This window comes from Fangia hongkongensis FSC776 = DSM 21703 (assembly GCF_000379445.1).
GTDB classification, from domain to species: domain Bacteria; phylum Pseudomonadota; class Gammaproteobacteria; order Francisellales; family Francisellaceae; genus Fangia; species Fangia hongkongensis.
In genome coordinates, this window is the sequence record NZ_KB902258.1 from 1 (window position 1) to 20738 (window position 20738).

Genomic DNA, 20738 nt, shown 5'->3' on the forward strand with positions numbered 1-20738 from the left:
CCACTAACCGTTAACCTGCAAGCAGGTTAACAAGTCCGTTCGACTTGCATGTGTTAAGCATACCACCAGCGTTCAATCTGAGCCAGGATCAAACTCTTCAGTTTATATCCTTAAGATTATATCAGCATAAACCAACATAACCTCGCAATTACTTAATCCTCAAAGTATTCAAGTATCTACAATTTCTATCTCTTTAAACATCTTATCCCAGCAACCATTCTCGCTGGCAACGAGGGGCTATTATACACATCAATCCCAACTCAGCAACCCCTTTAAACAACTTTTTTGGAAATTATTTCAAATCGATCAGAACAACAGCAAATTTGAGTATAAATACAGCAAAATCACCCTAAACCCATGTATCAAAAACAATACCAACTGTTACACAGATGAAACAGACTTTAATCCATCAGATTGATAAGCTCATCTCAAGCAGTTAAAAATACCAACTGCTGAAACAAAATTAAAGACCTTAAAAGATAACACTTGGAGAACAACATGAAAAAATTTATCGCTTCCACCCTGATCGTAGCAACACTTGCTGGTGCTGTATCTACTTCTTATGCATCAGTCGTAGCTTTAGCTGACACAAATACTTCAGCAGCTGCTATGTAAGAACAGCTCTATCTAAAAACATCTACCCCAGATCATATCTGAAACTTGGGAGCTATAGAATGAAACTCAGCACTTTGATTTCAAGCACTTTATTTATCAATGCAGCGAGTAACCAAAAAGTCACTCCTAATGATAAAGATCACTATTATCCTAAGCCAAGGTAGCACCAACCCGCAAAATATAGGAAACGCGCAATGACCTTAAACAATAGTAAAAAAACTCTCAGCAATTGCTAGCACTGTACTCTTTATTGCTCTAGCTATCTTTGTGGCACCAATAATATCAGTATTAAGCAGTTACGTTTTATACTTGGATAACACGGTTCCTATTTCAACTGACACAGGCAAGTAGTTCACCATATATTTCTGTGGCAAAATCTCTAGTGGTTTGATAATAAGCACTACCTTTTTATTTTTATCATCAAACACTGTCGGTGTTTTAGTGCTTTGTGTTGAAAAATTTGGTTTAGTGCTCACCATGCCTTTAATTGCATAGCCATCAGCAAACTTTATTATCACCCTATCATTTTTCTCTACCCGACCTAAAAATTTTGGATTAAGATAGGCTTTAATATGCAAGCCTTGATAGGTTGAAATATCCATAATTTCATCACCTGATAACGTAAAGCTATATTGATGCAAAAAAACCTCATTAACCACACCTGCAACAGGCGCATAGATATTCAGCGCCTCAATTCTTGTATGAAGCTGCTTTAAGTCCGCCATAAGCGCTCGTAGCTCGCGTCTATATATGCTTTCTTGATCGAGTGTATTTCTAGATCGATTCTCTGCAATTTGTCTTTCAATTTGATGCAACTCTTGACGTGCTTCATGCATATCACGCTGAGAGGTCTGCAACTCTAAAGTTGTCATAATCCCCTGATCACGGTATGAAGAGAAGTTATTGTATATAGTTTCTGTCTGTTCAATATAACGCTTCGCTTCATTTACCATCTTTAATAGATAGCGATATTCATGATCTTTATGCTCTTTGCTCGCTTCTTGCAATAGGGTGATTTGCGTTTGGATACTCTTAAACTCACTGTCAAGCTCTTTAGATGTAAGCCTTAACAACAACTGGCCCTTTTTAACCTCCTCCCCTGGCCTTACATCAATCGATTTAATATATGCTTTTTCAGGTGATCTAACATGAAACAAATCAAACTGTACAAATCCTTGCGCCTTAATAAAAAAATAGTTACTAAACAAAAGCCAAGCAAAATAAATAAGCGGGCTTAAGACAATGACAACAACTAGATACCACTGCCATTTGGCAATATTTTTTCTTACTGGTGCAGCGTTCAAGTTCAGCGCTTTATTAATCTGCTTTTTCTTAAAGTTAAACCCCATAACGATCCCATTTTATTTTTAAACTAACGTGATTTTTTATTAATCCAACTTGGCGCCATTGTGCTGTCTCTATGTGAACGAATCAAAATCTCTGTAAATATGGCTATTGCCGTGACAAACTTAAGGCAAATATTGTAGATAGGCAGCAATGGAACCACCAACAGGTAACTGACATCATATAACTTTCGCTCGGATATAAACACCCAATAAACTAAATACAATATGAGTGTAATCGCTAAATAATATAAATAAACCAAAATCAACACCCCTAAAAACACATATAAATTCAAAGTCAAAAGACTATACATTAAGCTTGCAACAATCACAAAAGGCAGAACCACACTCATTAACAGCCCTGACCATAAGGTAAAGATGAAATTTTTCCACCCCATAAACCTTGGTGATATTTTTTTCCTATGGCGTGATACATAGATATAATAAAGATCTCCATCCCAGCGCATTCTTTGTTTGAAAAGAGAGATGATTGTCGATGGAACATCTGTGTAAACAATGCTATTGGGGCTATGAACAACACGCATATTTTTATGTCGTTTAAAATATGCTTTTATACGCAGCGTTAAATCTAAATCTTCAGCAGAGCCATTTCGCCAGCCAGAGGTTTTCTTCAAAAAGCCCGCACGATAAATACCAAAAGCTCCTGATAAATTATTTACCATGTTCATGACTCCAAGGCCTACCCTTGTTAAGTGAATCCCCAAAATATACTCAAGGCCTTGCAGCTTAGTTAAAAGGTTTTGATCTGCATTTCGTGCTTTTAACGTCCCAGAACATGCAACAACCCCTTCAGAGTGAAACTCTTGCACAGCATTACTAATCATATCATTATCACAAGAGCTATCCCCGTCAAGATTAATAATGATTTTACCAGTGCAATAAAGTTTCCATAGGTTCATCGATGAGGCATGTCCACCACGTGTTTTTTTCTCAATAATTTTTAATACCCGTTTAGGCGAATGATTAAAGCTTTTCGCATATTGCTTTGCTGCTTGCAAAGTATGTGTATTTGTTTGCGCATCATCAACTGCAACAACAATCTCAACTACACCACGATAGTATTGCTGCTCTAATGAACGTATTGTCTGAACAATATCCCTCCCTTCATTATAACAAACAACTATACAGCTGACCTTTGGGTAATAGCCAAAGCGCCTTTTTGCCATTAAAGTTTCTTGAAGATACTTATACATCACAGCAAAAACGATAATGAGATAAAGCGGAATTTCTATTAGCAAAGAAAAAAGAAAGAACTTTAAAATAAACGCGTCTAACTCTCCTGCTGATAAAAGTCCAGATAAATAGAGCCATAAATGAGAAAAGAAATCCATGATCAATGTGTATTTTGTAGTTTATCCAATATCACTTCTCCATCTTGCACCCAAGTTTTAATGAATGAAGAATTAAAAGTCCTAAGCTCTTTTACATGGGAAGTTAAACGCTCCCTATTTAATATGTCGTCAATGCGGTTTTGGACAATAAACGCATCATCAGCTTGGGTATTTGGCAGTAGAATCCATATCATATCTGGCTCAATATAGGTAAACATATCTGTTTTACGTAAATTACTCACCAACATTTTAACAAGCCTATTTAGCTCACTTTTTTCAAATAGCGATGCGGCTTGAGTTAGTCTAACGGACAGTAATGCATACTCATAGGCCGGATGAATATCTTTCATATCAAGCCCCCATTCTAAAAAACGACAGTAAAAAATAGGCTTGATATAATGATCTGTCTTGTGAAACATGGCATCATACTTTGAAAATTCACTTAGCTGCATACCTGCCTCTTTTGTCAATCGGTATTGATATACCGAACACTTAACCAACTCATCAGTTTCCTGTATGGTTTCACAATGCATACACTCTGCACTTAAGTGGCTTTGTTGAAATACCGCACCACAATCATTACATATTTCATTCTCAAGCGCACGATCATAGTCTATACCTATATGCCTAAGTTTTGCTTTGCACTGTTTACAAATAAGCTGATCTGATTGCATAAAATGATCTTCAGGCGCAATATTGCCACAACTAAAGCAGTGCAAAAAATCTGATGATGTAAGGTTTTGAGAGTGACACTCTGGACAGTGATCTGTGAAACAAAGTTGAGAAGCCAAACAGCTTTTACAAGCAAAATAGCTAGCAACAAAGCCTGTTGGCTCTATTTTTTTCTCCTTACACCATTCTCTAATCAACTGTTCATAATCACGCTCTAAAGAAAACGCTTGCAACAACGGGTAAAAGTAATAACGCGACGCGAGTGGACTTTTTGTCACTGTGAGCTCAACATCCCAAATATAAAGAAAGTGCCACAACCTTTCAGCCTGACTTTGCGCCATAAAATGACTGCTTTTTTGTTTTCGTTGTTGAATGAGTCCTATTTCATTGACTGTTTTTTGTAATTTCCCATCATCTGATTCAAATAGCTCGATTCGCGCCAAATAGTGTTTAGATGCTCTTATCCTTTTAATATCCTCTAACGCAATATTTTCATTCTGTGAATGAAACAATATTAACTCAAATGCAACATCAGCATCTAGCAACTCCTCAAGCGTATTAAAAACATGCATTTCCAACATGGAATAATTTACAGTTTCCCTAAAACCATCTGGCAGCCAAGGCTGAACCACTGCAGTATTCACTCGCATTTAACCCCCTAGTCTAAAATTTCCATTATGCATTATAAATGGGTCAATGCATCCCCGCATATACTCTCATCATCTACGGTGTATCTATATTTACTTATTTAAATAAAGCAAAACGTATCCTATCACCGAATTGATTAAATATCAAACAGATATTCATAGCACTTCTAACAGCATACTAAACATCTAGAATAAAATAAAAGCATTAAATGCCCTATGTGGCTTCATATGAATGGAAAAAGAGGTACTAGCTTCGTTCAAAATGCCTATCACGGTAATAGGCCAGCGCTGCAACAAATGTAATTGCAGCCATAAACGTAAATACTAAATATGGCGCTGTATTAATATGTGTTAACTTCAGTAGCCAAACGAATAATAATGGCGTAATTCCGCCAATAATCGCAAATCCAAGATTATAGCTGAGTGACATTGCTGTGCTTCGAATGTTAACGGCAAATTTTTCCAATATTGTAACCGCATATACTCCATTGACGATGGCACTTGAGATAGAAATAAATAAACTTGATACAATCATCAGGATTTGAGTCGGTATACACACTGCAATGAGTATCAAATTTGTTATTCCACTTATTAATGCAAGTAAACTGCCTAACATTAGCACTTTTTCTCGGCTTACTTTATCTGACAGCATCCCAAAAACCATCGATAAAAAAGCCAAAACAATAAAATTGAAGGTTGTAATGATATAACTATTTTGGCTACTGAGGTGAAAAACATCAGAAAAATAAGTTGGATAAAATAATAGCATTGAGATACTACACGCCGGTAACGCAACCAGTGCAAAACTTGCAACAAGCTCTTTTGGATGTTTCTTGCATGCGGATAATAAAGGCATCTTCAATGTATTTGACTTTGCTAACATCTGGTAAAACGCCGGGGTTTCTAACACACCTCGTCTTAAAAAATACGCGATAACAGCTGCTGCAAAGCCTATCAAAAAAGGCACTCTCCACATGCCATTTAAAATCTCCTGATGAGTAAACATATGCGTTAAAAAAACACCGATAAGGCCAGCAAGCACATTGCCAAGCGTGATGCACATGAAAATAAAGCCAATCACCAAACCTCTTCTGGCATATTTCACATGCTCTGCTGCAAAAATACTTGCATTGGGAATCTCTCCCCCTAAAGAGATACCCTGTAGTAATCGACAGAATAACAGTAAAATAGCTGCGCTAAACCCTAAAGTTTTATAACCCGGCAAAAGTGCAATGAATAAAGAGCACAAGGCCATAATAAGAATGCTGGAAGAAAATGCCTTCGCCCGCCCATATTTATCAGCAATATGCCCAAATAAAACACCACCCAACGGTCTTGCCAAATAGCCAATTGCAAAAATAAAAAACACCATTAACAGACTGATAAATTTATCTTCTTTTGGGAAAAATACCTGACTTATGTAAGGCGCAAATATTGCATACAGGGTAAAATCAAAAAACTCCAAAACACCGCCAATACTACTAACGACAACTGCTCTTTTCTCATACATGGATAACAACGCATCATACTCCTTTAGATAATATAACTATACCATTAATACATCACTTTATGACTATTAATTGCTTCCACAAACTTGCCCATTTCCCCATTTTCGATACAGTACATTTTTTGTATTTATATGCTCTACAGATAACGCTAATATATCTGCTATAGACTTTGTATTTAGATCGCCTTGATTGGCTCTCAAGCGAATATTATATTTTCGACACCACTTTCTTACTGTTGAGGTTTTATAGTTTAAGATCTGAGCAAGCTCTTCATAGCTAATTCCTTCATCACATAGCTCATCAAGTGCTTCACAGATAGGCTTTTGATAGTGAGTTTCAACAGCTTGAACAAAACTTTCACTTGTATATTGGTTGATCATAATTATTCCTAACATTTGATGACAGAGCCCATCATATCTGTTTGTTTTTCGATCTTAATATAGGAAAAATTACTATAGCTGAAAATGATTTTGATCCGATATTAATTTATATCTACCGCTTTGATTTTATAATGTGGAAATTGGTTTATACACACTCATAGCTTCGAAGAAATTGACTTTGCTTGCCCAGTTTTTCAATTGAGATTTCAACTTGATCACCTGCCTTTAAAAACACAGGCTGAGGCTTATGACCAACACCAACACCTGCCGGTGTGCCGGTGATAATCACATCCCCCGGCAATAACCTGCCAAATTGACTAATATAAGCAATTAAAAAGGCAGGAGAAAAAATCATATTATTTGTATTACTCTTTTGATAACACACGCCATTCACAAGCGTTGTCATTGATAGATTATTAACATCTTCAATTTCATCTGGTGTAACAAGCCAAGGACCAAGTGGCGCAAAATTATCATAGCTTTTGCCTTTTGTCCAATGCCCTTGTTTTTCAAGCTGATAGCTGCGCTCTGAAACATCATTTGCCAAACAAAATCCGGCAATATGATCTAGCGCTTTGGACTCGGGAATATGAATACCCTCTTTGCCAATCACAATGGCAAGCTCCACTTCCCAATCTACCTTTTGTGCATTAGGTGGCATCACAATATCATCATACGCACCACAAATAGCACTTGTAAATTTATTGAATAATACAGGCTCTGTTGGCACTGCCATATTCATCTCTTTAGCATGATCATAAAAATTAAGTCCCACACAAATAAGCTTCCCAACATTGGCTACAGGTGCTGCAATTCGTGTATTTTCATCCACTAGAGGCAAGGTATCTGGATTAATTTTCTTTAGATTATCCAAGCTCTCGGGAGAAAGTGCATGGCCATCAATATCATGAATATGCGCAGATAAGTCTCGCACTTTTCCCTCATGATCTACCATTCCAGCTTTTTCACTGCCCTTATTCCCATAACGCACTAATTTCATCGCTACTCCTTTGGATTATTTTAACCTTTTGATGATCTAGGTTACACTAAAAGTGCCTCACTTTGCATTAATAACACAGGACGCAACGAACTTGTTAAACGTTTTGACATCACTTTGAGCGTTTTAGCCCCTTAGCTTTGGTTTTATTAGGTTATCGATGCGCCCCATTGAGTTAGATTTCATTGAGATTCAAATTATGCAATTTAGCCATATTGTCACTCCATCAACAAGTGCACCCGACCCCCCACTTCCAGCTGTCTCACTTTAGTATTAAACGCTTGATAGATAAGCTGATCGTTTAGTATATTTTGACTTGGACCAAAGCCTATAGCATGAGCATTTTTCAGCAGCAGACATTGATCATAATAATGAAGGGCAAGGTTCAACTCATGGCCAATAAGTAAAATACCTAAAGGATAGGCATGAACTAATCTCTTCAGCATCTCAAGTGTATAGCGCTGATAGTAAATATCCATATGCGCACTGTATTCATCCAAAAGAAGATAGCCTTCATAGACACCTTTATCCTGAGCTAACTGACAAAGTGCTCGGGATAATTGCACACGTTGCCTCTCACCACCAGAGAGTGTCTGAAAAGATTTTTTAACAAATGCTTCTGCATCAAAATAAGCCAAAGCCTTAAGCGCAATTTCATAATCAACTTCATTAAAACTAGATAGGTGATTTTGATGTGCCAATCTTCCCAATAAAACATAGTCAATGACTTTAATCCTTGCGTCAATCGATTCATGTTGTGAGACAAAGGTGAGCTTTTTTGCACGCTCAATAGCATTATAACTTGCCATATTGTGTGAGAAAAACACAATATCTCCTGTAGCGTCAATCTGACCCATAATCGCTTTTAAAAGCGTGGACTTCCCAGCGCCGTTTGCGCCTAAAATACCGGTAATTTGATGCAAAGGAGCGCTAAAGGATACATCATTTAATAAGTTCGTTTGATTTACTGTTACACTTAAGCCCTTAACTTCTAACATCAGATACCTTTATATTTCATATTTAGCAGTAAATACATAAAATATGGCGCCCCAATTATTGCCGTGATTAAACCGATGGGAATTTCTGCTGGTGATAAAATCACGCGTGAAAGCACATCAGAAAACCCAACAAGCAGCGCACCAAAAATGGTTGATAACAGCATCAAATACTTTTGATCATGACCAATTAAAAAACGCATAATATGCGGTACAACAAGTCCAACAAAACTAATGGGACCCGCAACCGCCGTTGAAATTCCAACTAAAAGAGCAATCGCTAAAATTGCTTTTGTCTTTTCTTTTTGTACATTAAGCCCTAAGGTTTTGGCATACTCCTCGCCACATATCATCGCATTTAAATACTTGGCACTTCTTTTCACTAAAAAAAGTGCCATCAATATAAATGGAAGCAACAAATACACATCCAGCCAGTCGATATTGGCTAAAGACCCCATACTCCAAAATGTAATGCTTCTTAGCGTATCATCACTGGATAGGTAAGTTAAAAACCCCATGACAGCACCGCAAAGCGCATTAATCGCAACACCAGATAATACCAACAGCGCAATATTACTTTTGCCTTTTGTCAGAGATAATAGATAAGTTAAATACGTTACCACTAAACTGCCAATAAACGCACTGATTGCAAGCCCCCACTCTGATAGAAAACTTGATGTTGTTACAAAAAAGCTACTACTGAGTAAAAAAAGCATCGCAAATAAAGAGGCCCCGCTTGTCATGCCTAAAAGTGCAGGATCAGCTAATGGATTTCGAAACAGCCCCTGCATCAGCACACCTGACAACGCAAGCGCCCCGCCCACTAATAATGAAGCGAGCATTCGAGGAAGTCTTAATTCAAAAACCACCTGACCTGCTAATGCATCATTTGAAAAAAGCTTACCCCAACTAATGCTCATTGCCCCGTATTTAAGCGAACAAACCCCAATCACCACGATAAGAAAAGATAAAATCATCATTGTTATAAAATAGCGTCTTTTTTGCAGCAGATATAGCGTATAGGCAGCACTTGATTTCATACATTTTTGCCTTGATTATTCGAATATACTTTTTGCGCCATCTCTCCTAAATGATCAGCAAAATTACTCCCAAAGCTATCTAATAGCTTTGCATTAATCACATGAATCTGACTATGGTGTTCACTTGCAAGATATTTAAGCGCATCTGGGTAGGGGTTTTGTTCTTTCAAATTTGTCTTAGCAACTAAAACCACATTTGCTTTAATTGACAGTAAGCCCTCTTTTGATACAGGTCTCATCCCCACGAAGGAAACCGCATTTTTTGCTTGAATAAATGAAAGGTATTTATCAGCATTTGTGCCCTTGCCCAGCATATAAACCTTGTTACTGGATAATGCTAAAAGCACAGCAACAGAAGGTGATTTTGCATTAGATACAAGCTTTTTTATATGATTTATCTTGAGCTTCATCTGATTGATCAGCTTCTTTGCTGCACCCTCACGATTAAGCGCGGAACCAATAAGCTTAACATTCTGATAAACTGAGTTAATTTGAGTGATCTTCTCCAGCATAACAACATGAATGCCAAGTGTTGATAAGCGCTGAATCACACTAACTGGTGATGCGCTACTATCTGCAATCACCACCGTTGGTCTAAGTGCAACAATTCCTTCAATACTAAGTGCACGCATATAACCAATATCCTTCAGATCAACATGATTATGCAGCAAATCCATGCTTTCGCTATCAGCAGCGACAATTTCATCTTCATCCCCCAAGGCCTGAATGATTGAGCTTGCCGATGGACCAATGCTTACAATGCGCTCAGCATGACCGAGCGAGAAAAAAAAGAACGATAAACATGCAACAACAAATTGCCTTATTCGAGCTATCTTTATTTTTGTCATATCAATGATCCTTAAGCGAAAAACTAACAGTTTTTATAATAGTGGAAGGGACTGCTGCACTCTCTTTAAGCGCAGGAAAAAATTGAAGTTTTTTAAACCATCTTTTTGCAGCCTGATCTAAAATACCAAAGCCGCTTGATTGAATAATGCTAATTGACTCTACATTCCCATTGACATCAATATTGGCCAATAATTTCACCTTGCCTTGAATATTTTGATCAATAGCCTCTTTTGGATAACTTAAAGGTGGAGGTGCGTATCTTACTTTCGCATGTTGATTAATCTTTGGTGATGCTTTTTGCGCTTTATCTTGCAGCAGTTTTTCTTTTATTTGTGCGCTTTGATGCGTGTTATTTTGATTTACTTTCTTCTTATCTTGCAAGGGATCTTTTTTCTCTTTCAGATCTTTTTTCTGCTCAAGTGCACTTTGATTAGTTTTCTGCTCTGGCGGCTCGTTATTATCCACTGTTTCAGAGATACTTTGTGTGTATTTTTCAGAAGATTGACGCACACTTGGATCTGCGCTTAATAATAAAGTGCTTAGCTTTTCGACACTAAGGGTATTCTCCTTTAGCTGCCAGTGATTCTCAATTTTATTCGAGACCGCATAAAGCACACCCCCATTCACCGCTGATGCCAGCAAAAGTGAAATCAAAAACTTTGATTTATTGAGCGCAGTGATCATAATTAAAACCTATATGTCATTTGCCCATAAATGCTTCTACCCATCGCTGAAACAAGTGTTGTGCCATCATAATCTTGATAATATTGATCCAAGAGATTATTCACACCGATAGAGAAAACTAACCCCTTAACAAAACGAGGCTTATAGGTGTAGTTGATATTTAAAAGTGCATAGCCTGGCACTTCAGCAGTTCCAGCGGGCACATTATTTTGCCTTAATGCATATTGCATCGTTGTTGTCACATTGCTATCAATGAGCGAGATCGGCACCATCAATGACACAAGTCCTTTTGCTCTGGGAATGGGTAAAGCACTTCCTGCAGGAATGGAAGCGCCATCCTCATTGGTGTATGCCGATTCGCTGGTACCTCGGGTGTAGGTAAAATTGCTTAGAATACTAAAAAATGGATTTTGATAATTGATATATAAGTTATAACCATAAAGCCTTGCCTCTGGAATGTTAATGTTTTGATTTACCTGAGGAAAGCCTGGAGTAACCGTTGCATTTAAAATATAGTTTTTCACATCATTTAAAAAGACACTTGCCGAGGCACCAATTGATTGCTTATTGGCAAATATTTGTTTGCCTTCAATGCCTACGGTTTTATTTTGGCTATATTCAGGCGCAAGATTAGGGTTGGGCAAAAAGGTTAAAAATACAGGTCCTGAAGCTGAAGTTGGGTGATTCCCGCCTAAATATAACTCTTGAATGCTTGGCGCCCTAAAGCCTTCTGTGTAAGCTGCAAAGACACTATAATCTTTATAAAATTTATAACGAAGGGACGCTTGCTTGGTAAATCGTCCATCACTATTTTTATTGCTGCCACTTTGACTTTGATAGCCGTTATAACGACCACCCACAGTTAAATTTAACTCTGGCAGAATATCCCAACTATCTTGCAGGTAGGCGCTGTATTGCTGCTGGTTAGCCGTTGGGAAGTTAGCACTTGTGTTACTGTGCTCAGTATCATAACCATTGATATAACTATAGTCTACTCCATAGAGAAAATGCTGTTGGTAAAGCGTGGTTCTATTAAGAAGCTTTATTCCTGTGGTATTAACATGAATACTCTGAGGAAGCGCAAACCCGCCACCATTATTCACTGGATTTGAAGCAAAATGATTCTCATTATAATAGAGCTTGGCATTAAAATTAACATATGGATTACCCGGATCAAACTGATACTCTGCCATTGACTGTGCTTGAAAGTAGTTAAAGTTAGACGGTGGATTTGTCGAACTTGTACTTTTATTGGTTGAGGCAGGGTATTGCCCGACATTCTGCATGGATAAAAAGGAAAGCTTTAACCATTGATCATCTGAAATATCGACATTCACTTTAGCTAAATATTGTAGATCATTGTTCGCTGAGTTTTGTAAGGTTTCACCATTGCCAAGGCGCATATTATTCGCTCTTGCACCAACCACATCAAAAAGGTAACTCACAGGACCCGTTTTAAAGGCAAGTGCGGTATTGGCATTGCCACTTTTATCCCCTGTCGCTCCGCCCAGTGACAGCTGACCGCCAAAGTCTTTTCCATCTAGAAAGTCTTCAGGATCAAGTGTTGTAAAATTCACAGCCCCGCCAAGATCGCCACTTCCATATGTGATATTGCTACCGCTTTGACTCACATTCACCTCTTTGTACAAAAATGCACTAGGCAAAAGTCGTGTTTGATTATGACCAAACGAAGCGAAATTATTATTAATGCCATCAATCGCAACATACACCCTGTCACCACTTAATCCGCCAACACTAATATTTTGCGTGACTGATCTTGCACCGCCCATAATAGATACCCCCGGCATCATATCAAGTGTATTTGTAGTGGACTGGCCTAAATTTTGAATACTTGTTTTATGCGTACTAATAGCTGGAATACTCGCCCCCGTATTTTGCGTACCGCTTGCCATTGATTGTTTTTTCGCATCCACTTTTGGCAGGGATTTTCTTAAAGCGACTACTTCGATATTACCCAAATCAACTGCCTTGGGTTTAATAAGCGCATTATCCGAACCATCTAAAGCGTCTTTATTTGGTTGACTTTCTGCTGCATACCCACTTACAAAAGGCACACTTGTATATAAACTGATGCATATTAATCTATGCAAAACAGAGTGTTTCATGAATTTCCCCACCTTCTTAACTTTTTACTTCTTTTGATTCTCTTAATTTTTTCTACGCTTTTTTGTACGTACTATCTATTATTGGTTAACACGAATGTTGGCAACTTCTATACCCAATGATTTCATATCAGAAAAAACACTGAGCATTGTCTGTAAGTCAACAGATTTATCGGCAGCAACATTAATAACCCTGTTTTCTTTAATCGCTGTATTTGACTGTAAATATGCTTTTAAATCGTCCTCACTGGTAAATTGATTTTCTCCAATTTGAAACTGGCTGCTCCCCTTAATAACAATAGTAAGTGTCGTTGTATTCACTTTTAACTCTGCACTCTTAGCAACCTTTGGAAGCTGAATTGAGAGCATATGTTGTATGGGACCTGCCAACATCACAAACATAATTAAAAGCACTAACATAAAATCTAAAAGTGGAATCAGATTCGGCTCTTCGCTGATAAGTCTATCAGTTTGATGTTGAGAATGACTTGAAATCATCTTCCACCTTTTCTATCTTTTTCGCCTTACTCATCTTTGTATCTTGAGTCAATGATTTTAGCAATTGATCTGTTTTTGTTAATGACTCAACATCACAAAACAACTGATTCAAAAAAGCCTCATAACGATTTAAGTACTTCTCTGTTAGCTGGCGTAGGAGATATAAAGCAAACATACTCATCAATGCCAAGACAATACCAAATGCTGTTGCAAACATTGCCTCGGATAAATACTGAATCATTTTACCCAGCCCATCTCCTGCCAAAGACTGAGCCAAGGCACTAAAAGAATGACTCATGCTCCATATCGTCCCCAAAAGCCCAAGCATCGGAGAGCCTACCGCAAAGAAATTAAGCCATAACAACGGTCTTTGTAATTGCTGTCGTTTTTGTTGCAGATAGCTTGACGCCCTTGTTTTTGCAAGATTACGATCTTCATCACTAAGATAATTAAAACAGCGTTTAAGCTCTTTATTGTGTGAGAGCTGGTAGAGCATTTTAAGATAATTATCTTTTGATATATCGCCTTTAGCATAATCCTGATGAAGTTTATCTGCTTTTTTTAACGGTAACTTTGGTTGTAATAAAAGCGTTATTAAGCGCTCTATTGAAATGGCAACAATAATCACACTTCCCGCTATCATCACATAGGCGATTACACCAAACTGATGTAGAAACTGAGCTAAGTTAATCATTCGTATCTCTAAGCTAAATTACTTAGCGTTTTATGCTCAGATAACTTATCCGCTGCTCGTGCTTTCTTAGCAAGCGCAACCAACACCGCCCTTAACATTGCCGTATTATAAATAGCTTGTCCAAAGCTAATATAATGCTTTCTATGCTCAACCGACAGCCACATGCCCTCATGGTCAAAATCGACCATTTCTATCTGGTTACCTTGGCTAAAGTGGATATTGAACAGTTTACAATAGCCAATAAGCGCATCTTGATGTGAGTCATTCATATGCTTGATTGATTCAAGTTTTTCTTGGCACTTAAAGCTACTTTCAACACAGAAATTCTCTCTACTCACCCAATTAATATCCCCAAATCCACCAATAAATCGCACCTTTTCTATATCAAGGCGATACAAATGAAAATCATGCATATTATCTTGATAATGCTGTGACTCTGGAAAAAACCGAAAATATTGATTTAATAACGCATTTTCATCTTTGACAGGTGTCAATTGACCTAAAAGCGTAACCCTTCCTGCTTGTTGAACATCTATGCTGTCTTCAACAACAGTTAAAGAGACTCGTGTATCTTCAAGGACATTTCGGGTGTGCTGGGCAAGCTTACTAATATACAGCAATAAGCCACCATCATTTGCAATCATATATTGCACAAGCGACCCAAACGGATAACCGGGCATTGCCTTTGAGTGTGTTGCTAATACGCCAAAGAGTCTCTCTTTAACAATTTTTCTAGCTCTAATTGCAGTTTCTAATGCTTTTTGCTCTCTATCCATCTTGGTAATGATAATTATTATCGATATTTAAATGATAATGCTTATCATAATCATAATCAATATTGATAGGCAAATTATTTTGAATTTATTCATTGATAAAATAATTTCACTATATAACTAAGCAAAAGCTCCCATAGAATAGCATTTTCACATATATGCTGAAGCTAAGAATTACCGAGTTGAAAATGCACTACTGAAAAGAGCTCATATATACCCCTCGCAAATCATTTTGCGGTACTTAATGTTGAAGAAGTTTTTGATGAATTTGAGTGATTGAAGTGCAGGTAATAGCTAGGACTATTGACAAAATCCAATCACTCAAAATCGCGAGAAATTCAATAGCAGAAATACTGTAAAATGGTTTGTGATGGGTATAAATATTTAAATACAAGCAAAAGTCATCGCTATTTTCTTCTTGTAATCAACCAAAGGCTAATAAGTGAAATTAAGACTCCAATCATTAAAACCCATGATGGCGCAAGCAAAGTGACTTTATGTTTAATCAAATAAGTGACAATCAAGGGCGCAGTGCCACCAAAAATTGCCAAAGCAATATTGTAAGAAATAGCAAAAAAATCAGCCATGCGCTTCTAGTTGAAGCAAAAGCCTTTTGTCTATCTCATCTAATGCATGAAGCTTCCTATTAGCAACAGCAAAACGTTGGTCTTGGTATTCTACTTTCTCTGGCACAGCGATTACCTTCATCGATGCGGCTAATGCCGAAATCATTCCATTGACAGAGTCTTCAATCGCAATGCATTTTTTAGCATCGGCTCCGAGCATACGAGCACAGGTTAAATAGACAGCTGGGTGCGGTTTACCATAAGCTTCATTTTCTGCTGAGCATAGCGCCTTAAAATAGGGTCGTATATTAAATGTCCCGACAATATATTCGATTAAACGCATAGGAGAGGAAGATGCCAAGCCAATCTCCCAACCCAGTGACTGGACAAGCTCGAGTGATGCTACAACCCCTCTCATTAATTGACTGGATTGAATTAAATGCATAAATTCATCCAAAACAGTATTTTCAATCTCTTTTACAGAGTATCTCTCCCAAGGGTATCGACGATACCAATACTCAACTGCCTCATCGATCCGAAGCCCCTTGGTCTGATTACATAAATTGTCATCGAGCTCAATGCCAACTGTTTTAAACACCTTAATTTCAGCTTTTTTCCACAATGGTTCAGAGTCTACAATCACCCCATCCATATCATAGATAACGGCAGTAGCTATATTACGCATCCACCTCTCCTTTTGGCACATATATCCACGCTTTTTTCCCCGAGTCTAAAGTGACTTCCTCTCTTAGATAATCATGCCCCTCATACTTATCGGTTAATAACAGCTCAACATGATCAAGCTCAAATACCATACCAAAAACCAAATCCGCCTTATCTCCTGTAAAAACAAGTGCTGGATGCTCTTTTTTTCCACTTAAACGCACAACCTCTGGATTTGTAATTTTAATGACTGAAAGCCTATATCCACTTAAACTATCTTTCTTTCCATTAAGCGTGCGTTTATACGTTGAAATTTGCACCTTTTCATCCTGTAGTGTTCCATATGAAAATAATAAATCTGTCCTTCCCATCTGTTCCTCATTGCGCTTTATCTAAATCTAAAATTTAACTGATACCTTGTTGCACTTTTAATGTGTTCAACTTTATTGCTAAAGCCGTTAATGCCTTGCCATAACTCCAGTCCTCCATCAGGATATTTCCATTGTGTAAAATATCCTTCTGATGATCATCAAGCCAATCATACGCTTTTTTTATAACTTAACGCCATGCTCGACTTTTAAATGCAAATAATTGAATGGCGCTCTTGAGTGGCACGAGGGCTTGCTTTAAGTTTGTAATTGCAAAAAAACCAACAAAAAGCGAGCGAAACTCATGCCACTAGAAGACTTTATCATTAATATTTACTGCTTGGTAGATGATATGTTGTTAAAACTGCTAAAAAACAAAAAATTACGCCAACGGGGCTTTGCTCCAAAACTATCAGATTCAGAGGTTATCACAATGGAGATCATTGGAGAATTTTTGGCAAAACAAAAATGACATGAAAACGCTTAAAAATAAAGGGGTTCAGTGGCTACTGTCCTGTAGTGTGAAAAAAATGTGAAAAGCTACTTTTTCAGGAGCGACAACTATCCTGACACATAGGGAACTCAACTGACTGAGAATAGCTGGTATCTTTCGTATAGACCTGCCTTTTTCTCAGACAAAGCCTCCACTTTCTACCAAAAGGTACTAGGATTAGTTTTAAATCCACGACTATCAGTAAAATTATCACCAAAACTTTTGCCAGAATCAAGGCCACTTTTAAACAGTAAGGTTTCCCAGTTTTCAGAAGATAAAGAAACTAAAGAAGCGATAGATGGCGCTCGAGAGTAGCTGTTTGAAGATGATGCAAAAGAGCTTACAGATGTAGCCCGAGAAAGGCTTGCAGAAGATGTTGGTAAACATGATGAATTGCTGTTTGTTTTTGATGATGACGCGCCATTGACTGCACGCTGCGCCATCATCCGAGCAGCATCGTTTCTTCTTAAGTGCTCATATTGCCTATCCCTTTCAGCTCTTCTTCTTTGAGAATCAGCATTGTTTTGTGCAATATATGCTGCATCCTCAGTTAAGCGCTGCTGTTGGCGTCGTTGCTCTTTTTCAGCATTCCATCTTTGGTTACCTTCATCTACACTTTGTGCAAGCGCGGCAAGGAACGCGCCAGGACCTGAAGCACTGTTTAAAGATGATGAAGCATTCGCTTGTGCTTCTGCGAGCTCCCTGTCTCTTCGAGCTTGTCGTTTCGCCTCTTCTTCTTTTAATTTCCTTTGGATTGCAACTATAAGCCCTCTTTCCGCATCATTTGGATTGGTGCTTCGACAATATTCTTCTAAGGTTTTTTCTTCCCTATAAGAGAGAAATGGGTCGTTAAGCAGGCGACTGCAATAATCATAAGCTTTAGCTCTCCTGTTACGCTCCAATATCTTATCTGCCTCTGTTGGATTAGAGATAGCTAACCTGTTAAAATGATTACCTTTACATCGATCAGTTCCATTCTTAGCTATTTGACGCTCAAATTTTGTCAACTTCTCTTTTATACATTCTGCACTGTACTTAAATTCCTCATCAAACAATTCTGAAGAACGACCAATTAATATGGCCACATCACCTAATTCAGTACAATGATCATCAGATACAGGATTTATCGTATAGAGATCTGTGTAATTCTTTGGATCTGTTGCTTTCATCCCCGATGTATTGAGTACATTATGTATTATACTTAACGCTTCAGAAACATAAGCTGCACTGTTACGTGCTGAGCTATACAGCACACTAAATATTCTCACATGATGCTTTGTTCGATAAGGGCTATATACCACAAGAGTGTATAACACTTCATCGTGAATACGCGTTGGGATAATAAGCAGTCTATTACGATTTCTGTCTAATGGATGAGTTCTAAAATGGGATGATAAGGTGGTTGTTAAGCTGCCAATAGTATTAATACTTTGCTTATCATGTTGAGGTGTAATGATAAAGGATGTTGTTTGCTGATGAGGACTAAGAAATCTAGTCTTATGATACTCAATGAATTTTATTCTATCTCTATCTGATATTCTATTGGCATCTGGAGATCTTATAGGAAGGCGAGTTAGATCAAACGATGGAGATCTTGACAAAGACTTGTTGGCGTAAGGAGAAGTAGAATTTGCAAAAAAAGAACTAGATGAGGCGGCTCCTGCTAAAGTACTAGGAGACCTAGAGCTGGGTGGTGCTGTGTTTGCAAAAGAGGAGCTAGATAGCAAACTAGATGACGTTGAGCTTGTGGATGAACGTCTATGAGTAACTGGAATAATTTTATCTGGAGAGCTACTAGTATCAAATGGCGATTGGCTTGTCAGAAAATTATCTGGCTGCATTTGAAGTATTTCCGCTTGGAAAGATTTAGCTTCTCTTTCTGCACGAAACATCTCTTTTTGTAAATGTATAAACTTAGCATAAGCCTGCTGATCCATATACGCAGCAGGCATTACGCCCCTCAAAACCGGCGTTTTACCATAAGGCGAAGAAACATCAAAGCTTTGGTTTCCTAATAAATCCATCATAGCAAAAAGTATTTGCTCACTATGTTCTTTAGACCATTTATTAACCCCTAACACCACTCCTAATTCATGTGTAACTAACTCAGCTATGTACAAATGTTGTATACGACTTTTCCCATTTGAAAACAAGCTAAAAAAATTACGGTCGTAACCTGCAAAAGCTTCCCATTTTTGCCACGATGCACTGATGCTAGCAGTTTTTTGTGCGTTTCTATCTGCCCATAAAGATAGTCCTTTCATAGGCACCTTAATTGACTCTGTGTCTAAGTAATCATGAATTAAGCCATATGCAGTAAAAATACTTTCTCCACTAGTGGCATAATCAATTAATACTATTTCTTTGAGCGATCTGTTACTCAAATAGGGTTTAAGTAACCTATCAAAATGCATTTTAGTTTTAGAGCGCGCTGCCACTATACTTGCCATAGAAAATTCATCTAATCGTGCAGAAGAAAAAGGAAGCATACATAAATTTTTAGTATTATTAGCTAACCAAGCAGCGATTGGTGTCGGGCTTCGTCCTAGAGTTACATAGAGAGTTGAATGTTTATTATGCATCTTAAAAATATAGCCACTTAATTTACAGAACCCAAGTAGTGCACAATCTCGATCTACTAAAGTAGAAGAATGTTCATCCGTTAATAATAACCGAGACATATTACGCTTTGTTGTATTTGCTATTCTATATAAAATCTCTTGTTCTGATGACTTTGTTATGTTGGTGTCTAATAATACAGAGGGAGGCAATCGTGTTGCCATATCATCAAAGCTAGTGGGACGGTTAGCTGTAATATCATAAACACATTTTAAGAGCTGTTCCGCTTGTGTTGCCCCATATGAACGCGAAACTGTTTCAGTTGTTATAAGATAGGATAAAGCTCCCTTTTGACTATATGATAAACTCTGATGGCTAAACCCAAATATCGACATAGCATCATTTATAGACTTTACCTGTTTTTTATCCCCTAACTGATCAACATAATACAACATTTCAAAACCTACTCTACAAAAGTAACGATAAGTGTCGCTTAACCTTCCTCCATTTTCAAGGGCATTATTTGAAGGAGCATATAGAATTTTACGAAAGGATAATTTTGAACAATTTGCTCAATATTTTAAAGATGCTGATTTTGATGTTAAAGCAGAAAGGTGGCGTGATTTTGAAGATAATTTGGTAGTGTTTTACTTTGTCTTTTATATGTTTCTTCCCCATTCGACTCGGTTGATGTAAAGACCAATCACAGTATCATGCATAAACTCACTTTTTGAAAAACAAATGCTCTTTCTAGCAAGCCTTTTAATCCTTGTCCTAAAGGTTAGAAACTTACGCTCAATCTTTTGTGTATTTCGCTTCCCTATCTCATGATATCTCTCAGGAATATATTTCGTGTAGCTGCCCCAGTCATCACTGAAAAAGCACTTTACCTTAAAATGCTGTAATGTTTTAAGCAGCA

Annotated in this window: 19 protein-coding genes, 1 rRNA gene and 1 pseudogene; 1 reads left to right on the forward strand and 20 read right to left on the reverse strand. The window is 37.6% G+C overall.

The genetic code is table 11. From position 1 onward, the window contains the following. From A37Q_RS0107965 to A37Q_RS0108060, 18 genes are all read right to left on the reverse strand, one after another. Positions 1-104 (reverse strand): 16S ribosomal RNA (locus A37Q_RS0107965); the annotation flags it as partial. Positions 105-911: 807 nt separating this feature from the next. Next, positions 912-1964, reverse strand: a complete 1053-nt coding sequence (locus A37Q_RS0107980; RefSeq protein WP_018299754.1) for an HlyD family secretion protein — start codon at positions 1962-1964, stop codon at positions 912-914. Between the two features lie 23 nt (positions 1965-1987). Continuing rightward, entirely contained in the window at positions 1988-3310 is a 1323-nt protein-coding gene (locus tag A37Q_RS0107985; RefSeq protein ID WP_018299755.1) for a glycosyltransferase family 2 protein, read from the reverse strand. Positions 3311-3312: 2 nt separating this feature from the next. Further along, complete coding sequence (locus tag A37Q_RS0107990) at positions 3313-4632, reverse strand: TackOD1 domain-containing metal-binding protein (protein WP_018299756.1); 1320 nt, start codon at positions 4630-4632, stop codon at positions 3313-3315. Between the two features lie 244 nt (positions 4633-4876). After that, positions 4877-6139 (reverse strand): MFS transporter, encoded by a 1263-nt coding sequence (locus tag A37Q_RS14980; RefSeq protein ID WP_018299757.1) that lies wholly within the window; start codon positions 6137-6139, stop codon positions 4877-4879. Between the two features lie 66 nt (positions 6140-6205). Then, positions 6206-6517 carry a helix-turn-helix domain-containing protein gene (locus tag A37Q_RS0108000; protein WP_018299758.1) on the reverse strand — a complete coding sequence of 104 codons (312 nt, stop codon included), beginning with the start codon at positions 6515-6517 and terminating at the stop codon, positions 6206-6208. Positions 6518-6662: 145 nt separating this feature from the next. Beyond that, complete coding sequence (locus A37Q_RS0108005; RefSeq protein ID WP_018299759.1) at positions 6663-7517, reverse strand: fumarylacetoacetate hydrolase family protein; 855 nt, start codon at positions 7515-7517, stop codon at positions 6663-6665. A 215-nt stretch (positions 7518-7732) separates the two neighbouring features. Beyond that, positions 7733-8512, reverse strand: a complete 780-nt coding sequence (locus tag A37Q_RS0108010; RefSeq protein WP_018299760.1) for an ABC transporter ATP-binding protein — start codon at positions 8510-8512, stop codon at positions 7733-7735. Continuing rightward, positions 8512-9549 (reverse strand): FecCD family ABC transporter permease, encoded by a 1038-nt coding sequence (locus A37Q_RS0108015; RefSeq protein WP_018299761.1) that lies wholly within the window; start codon positions 9547-9549, stop codon positions 8512-8514. Before A37Q_RS0108015 ends, A37Q_RS0108010 begins: the two co-directional genes overlap by 1 nt. Next, the gene (locus A37Q_RS0108020; RefSeq protein WP_018299762.1) at positions 9546-10397 is read right to left on the reverse strand and encodes a heme/hemin ABC transporter substrate-binding protein; all 852 of its coding nucleotides are present in this window, start codon (positions 10395-10397) and stop codon (positions 9546-9548) included. Before A37Q_RS0108020 ends, A37Q_RS0108015 begins: the two co-directional genes overlap by 4 nt. A gap of 1 nt (position 10398) precedes the next feature. After that, positions 10399-11082, reverse strand: a complete 684-nt coding sequence (locus A37Q_RS15875) for an energy transducer TonB (RefSeq protein ID WP_018299763.1) — start codon at positions 11080-11082, stop codon at positions 10399-10401. A 2-nt stretch (positions 11083-11084) separates the two neighbouring features. Further along, positions 11085-13208: a TonB-dependent receptor domain-containing protein gene (locus A37Q_RS0108030; RefSeq protein ID WP_018299764.1), complete on the reverse strand. Its 2124-nt coding sequence runs from the start codon at positions 13206-13208 to the stop codon at positions 11085-11087. A 78-nt stretch (positions 13209-13286) separates the two neighbouring features. Continuing rightward, positions 13287-13703, reverse strand: coding sequence for an ExbD/TolR family protein (locus A37Q_RS0108035; protein WP_018299765.1), 417 nt, complete (start codon positions 13701-13703; stop codon positions 13287-13289). Continuing rightward, positions 13672-14397 carry a MotA/TolQ/ExbB proton channel family protein gene (locus A37Q_RS0108040; protein ID WP_018299766.1) on the reverse strand — a complete coding sequence of 242 codons (726 nt, stop codon included), beginning with the start codon at positions 14395-14397 and terminating at the stop codon, positions 13672-13674. The genes A37Q_RS0108035 and A37Q_RS0108040 overlap by 32 nt, the downstream gene beginning before the upstream one ends. 8 nt (positions 14398-14405) lie before the next feature. Next, a complete protein-coding gene (locus tag A37Q_RS14990; RefSeq protein ID WP_018299767.1) occupies positions 14406-15173 on the reverse strand; it encodes a HugZ family pyridoxamine 5'-phosphate oxidase in 768 nt (255 codons plus the stop codon). 404 nt (positions 15174-15577) lie between these two features. Beyond that, on the reverse strand, positions 15578-15757 hold the full coding sequence (locus tag A37Q_RS0108050) for a hypothetical protein (RefSeq protein WP_018299768.1): 180 nt from the start codon (positions 15755-15757) through the stop codon (positions 15578-15580). Then, a complete protein-coding gene (gene hxpB, locus A37Q_RS0108055) occupies positions 15750-16421 on the reverse strand; it encodes a hexitol phosphatase HxpB (protein WP_018299769.1) in 672 nt (223 codons plus the stop codon). The genes A37Q_RS0108050 and hxpB overlap by 8 nt, the downstream gene beginning before the upstream one ends. After that, positions 16414-16770, reverse strand: coding sequence for a gamma-glutamylcyclotransferase family protein (locus tag A37Q_RS0108060; RefSeq protein ID WP_018299770.1), 357 nt, complete (start codon positions 16768-16770; stop codon positions 16414-16416). The genes hxpB and A37Q_RS0108060 overlap by 8 nt, the downstream gene beginning before the upstream one ends. A gap of 301 nt (positions 16771-17071) precedes the next feature. Between A37Q_RS0108060 and A37Q_RS16240 the strand changes: the two are divergent. Beyond that, positions 17072-17230, forward strand: a pseudogene (locus A37Q_RS16240) (IS982 family transposase); the annotation flags it as partial. 188 nt (positions 17231-17418) lie between these two features. On the opposite strand, the gene A37Q_RS0108070 reads toward A37Q_RS16240, so the two are convergent. Beyond that, on the reverse strand, positions 17419-20274 hold the full coding sequence (locus A37Q_RS0108070; protein WP_018299772.1) for a hypothetical protein: 2856 nt from the start codon (positions 20272-20274) through the stop codon (positions 17419-17421). Positions 20275-20478: 204 nt separating this feature from the next. Further along, the coding region (locus A37Q_RS16125; protein WP_018299615.1) for an IS1 family transposase at positions 20479-20738 on the reverse strand (260 nt) is incomplete at its 5' end.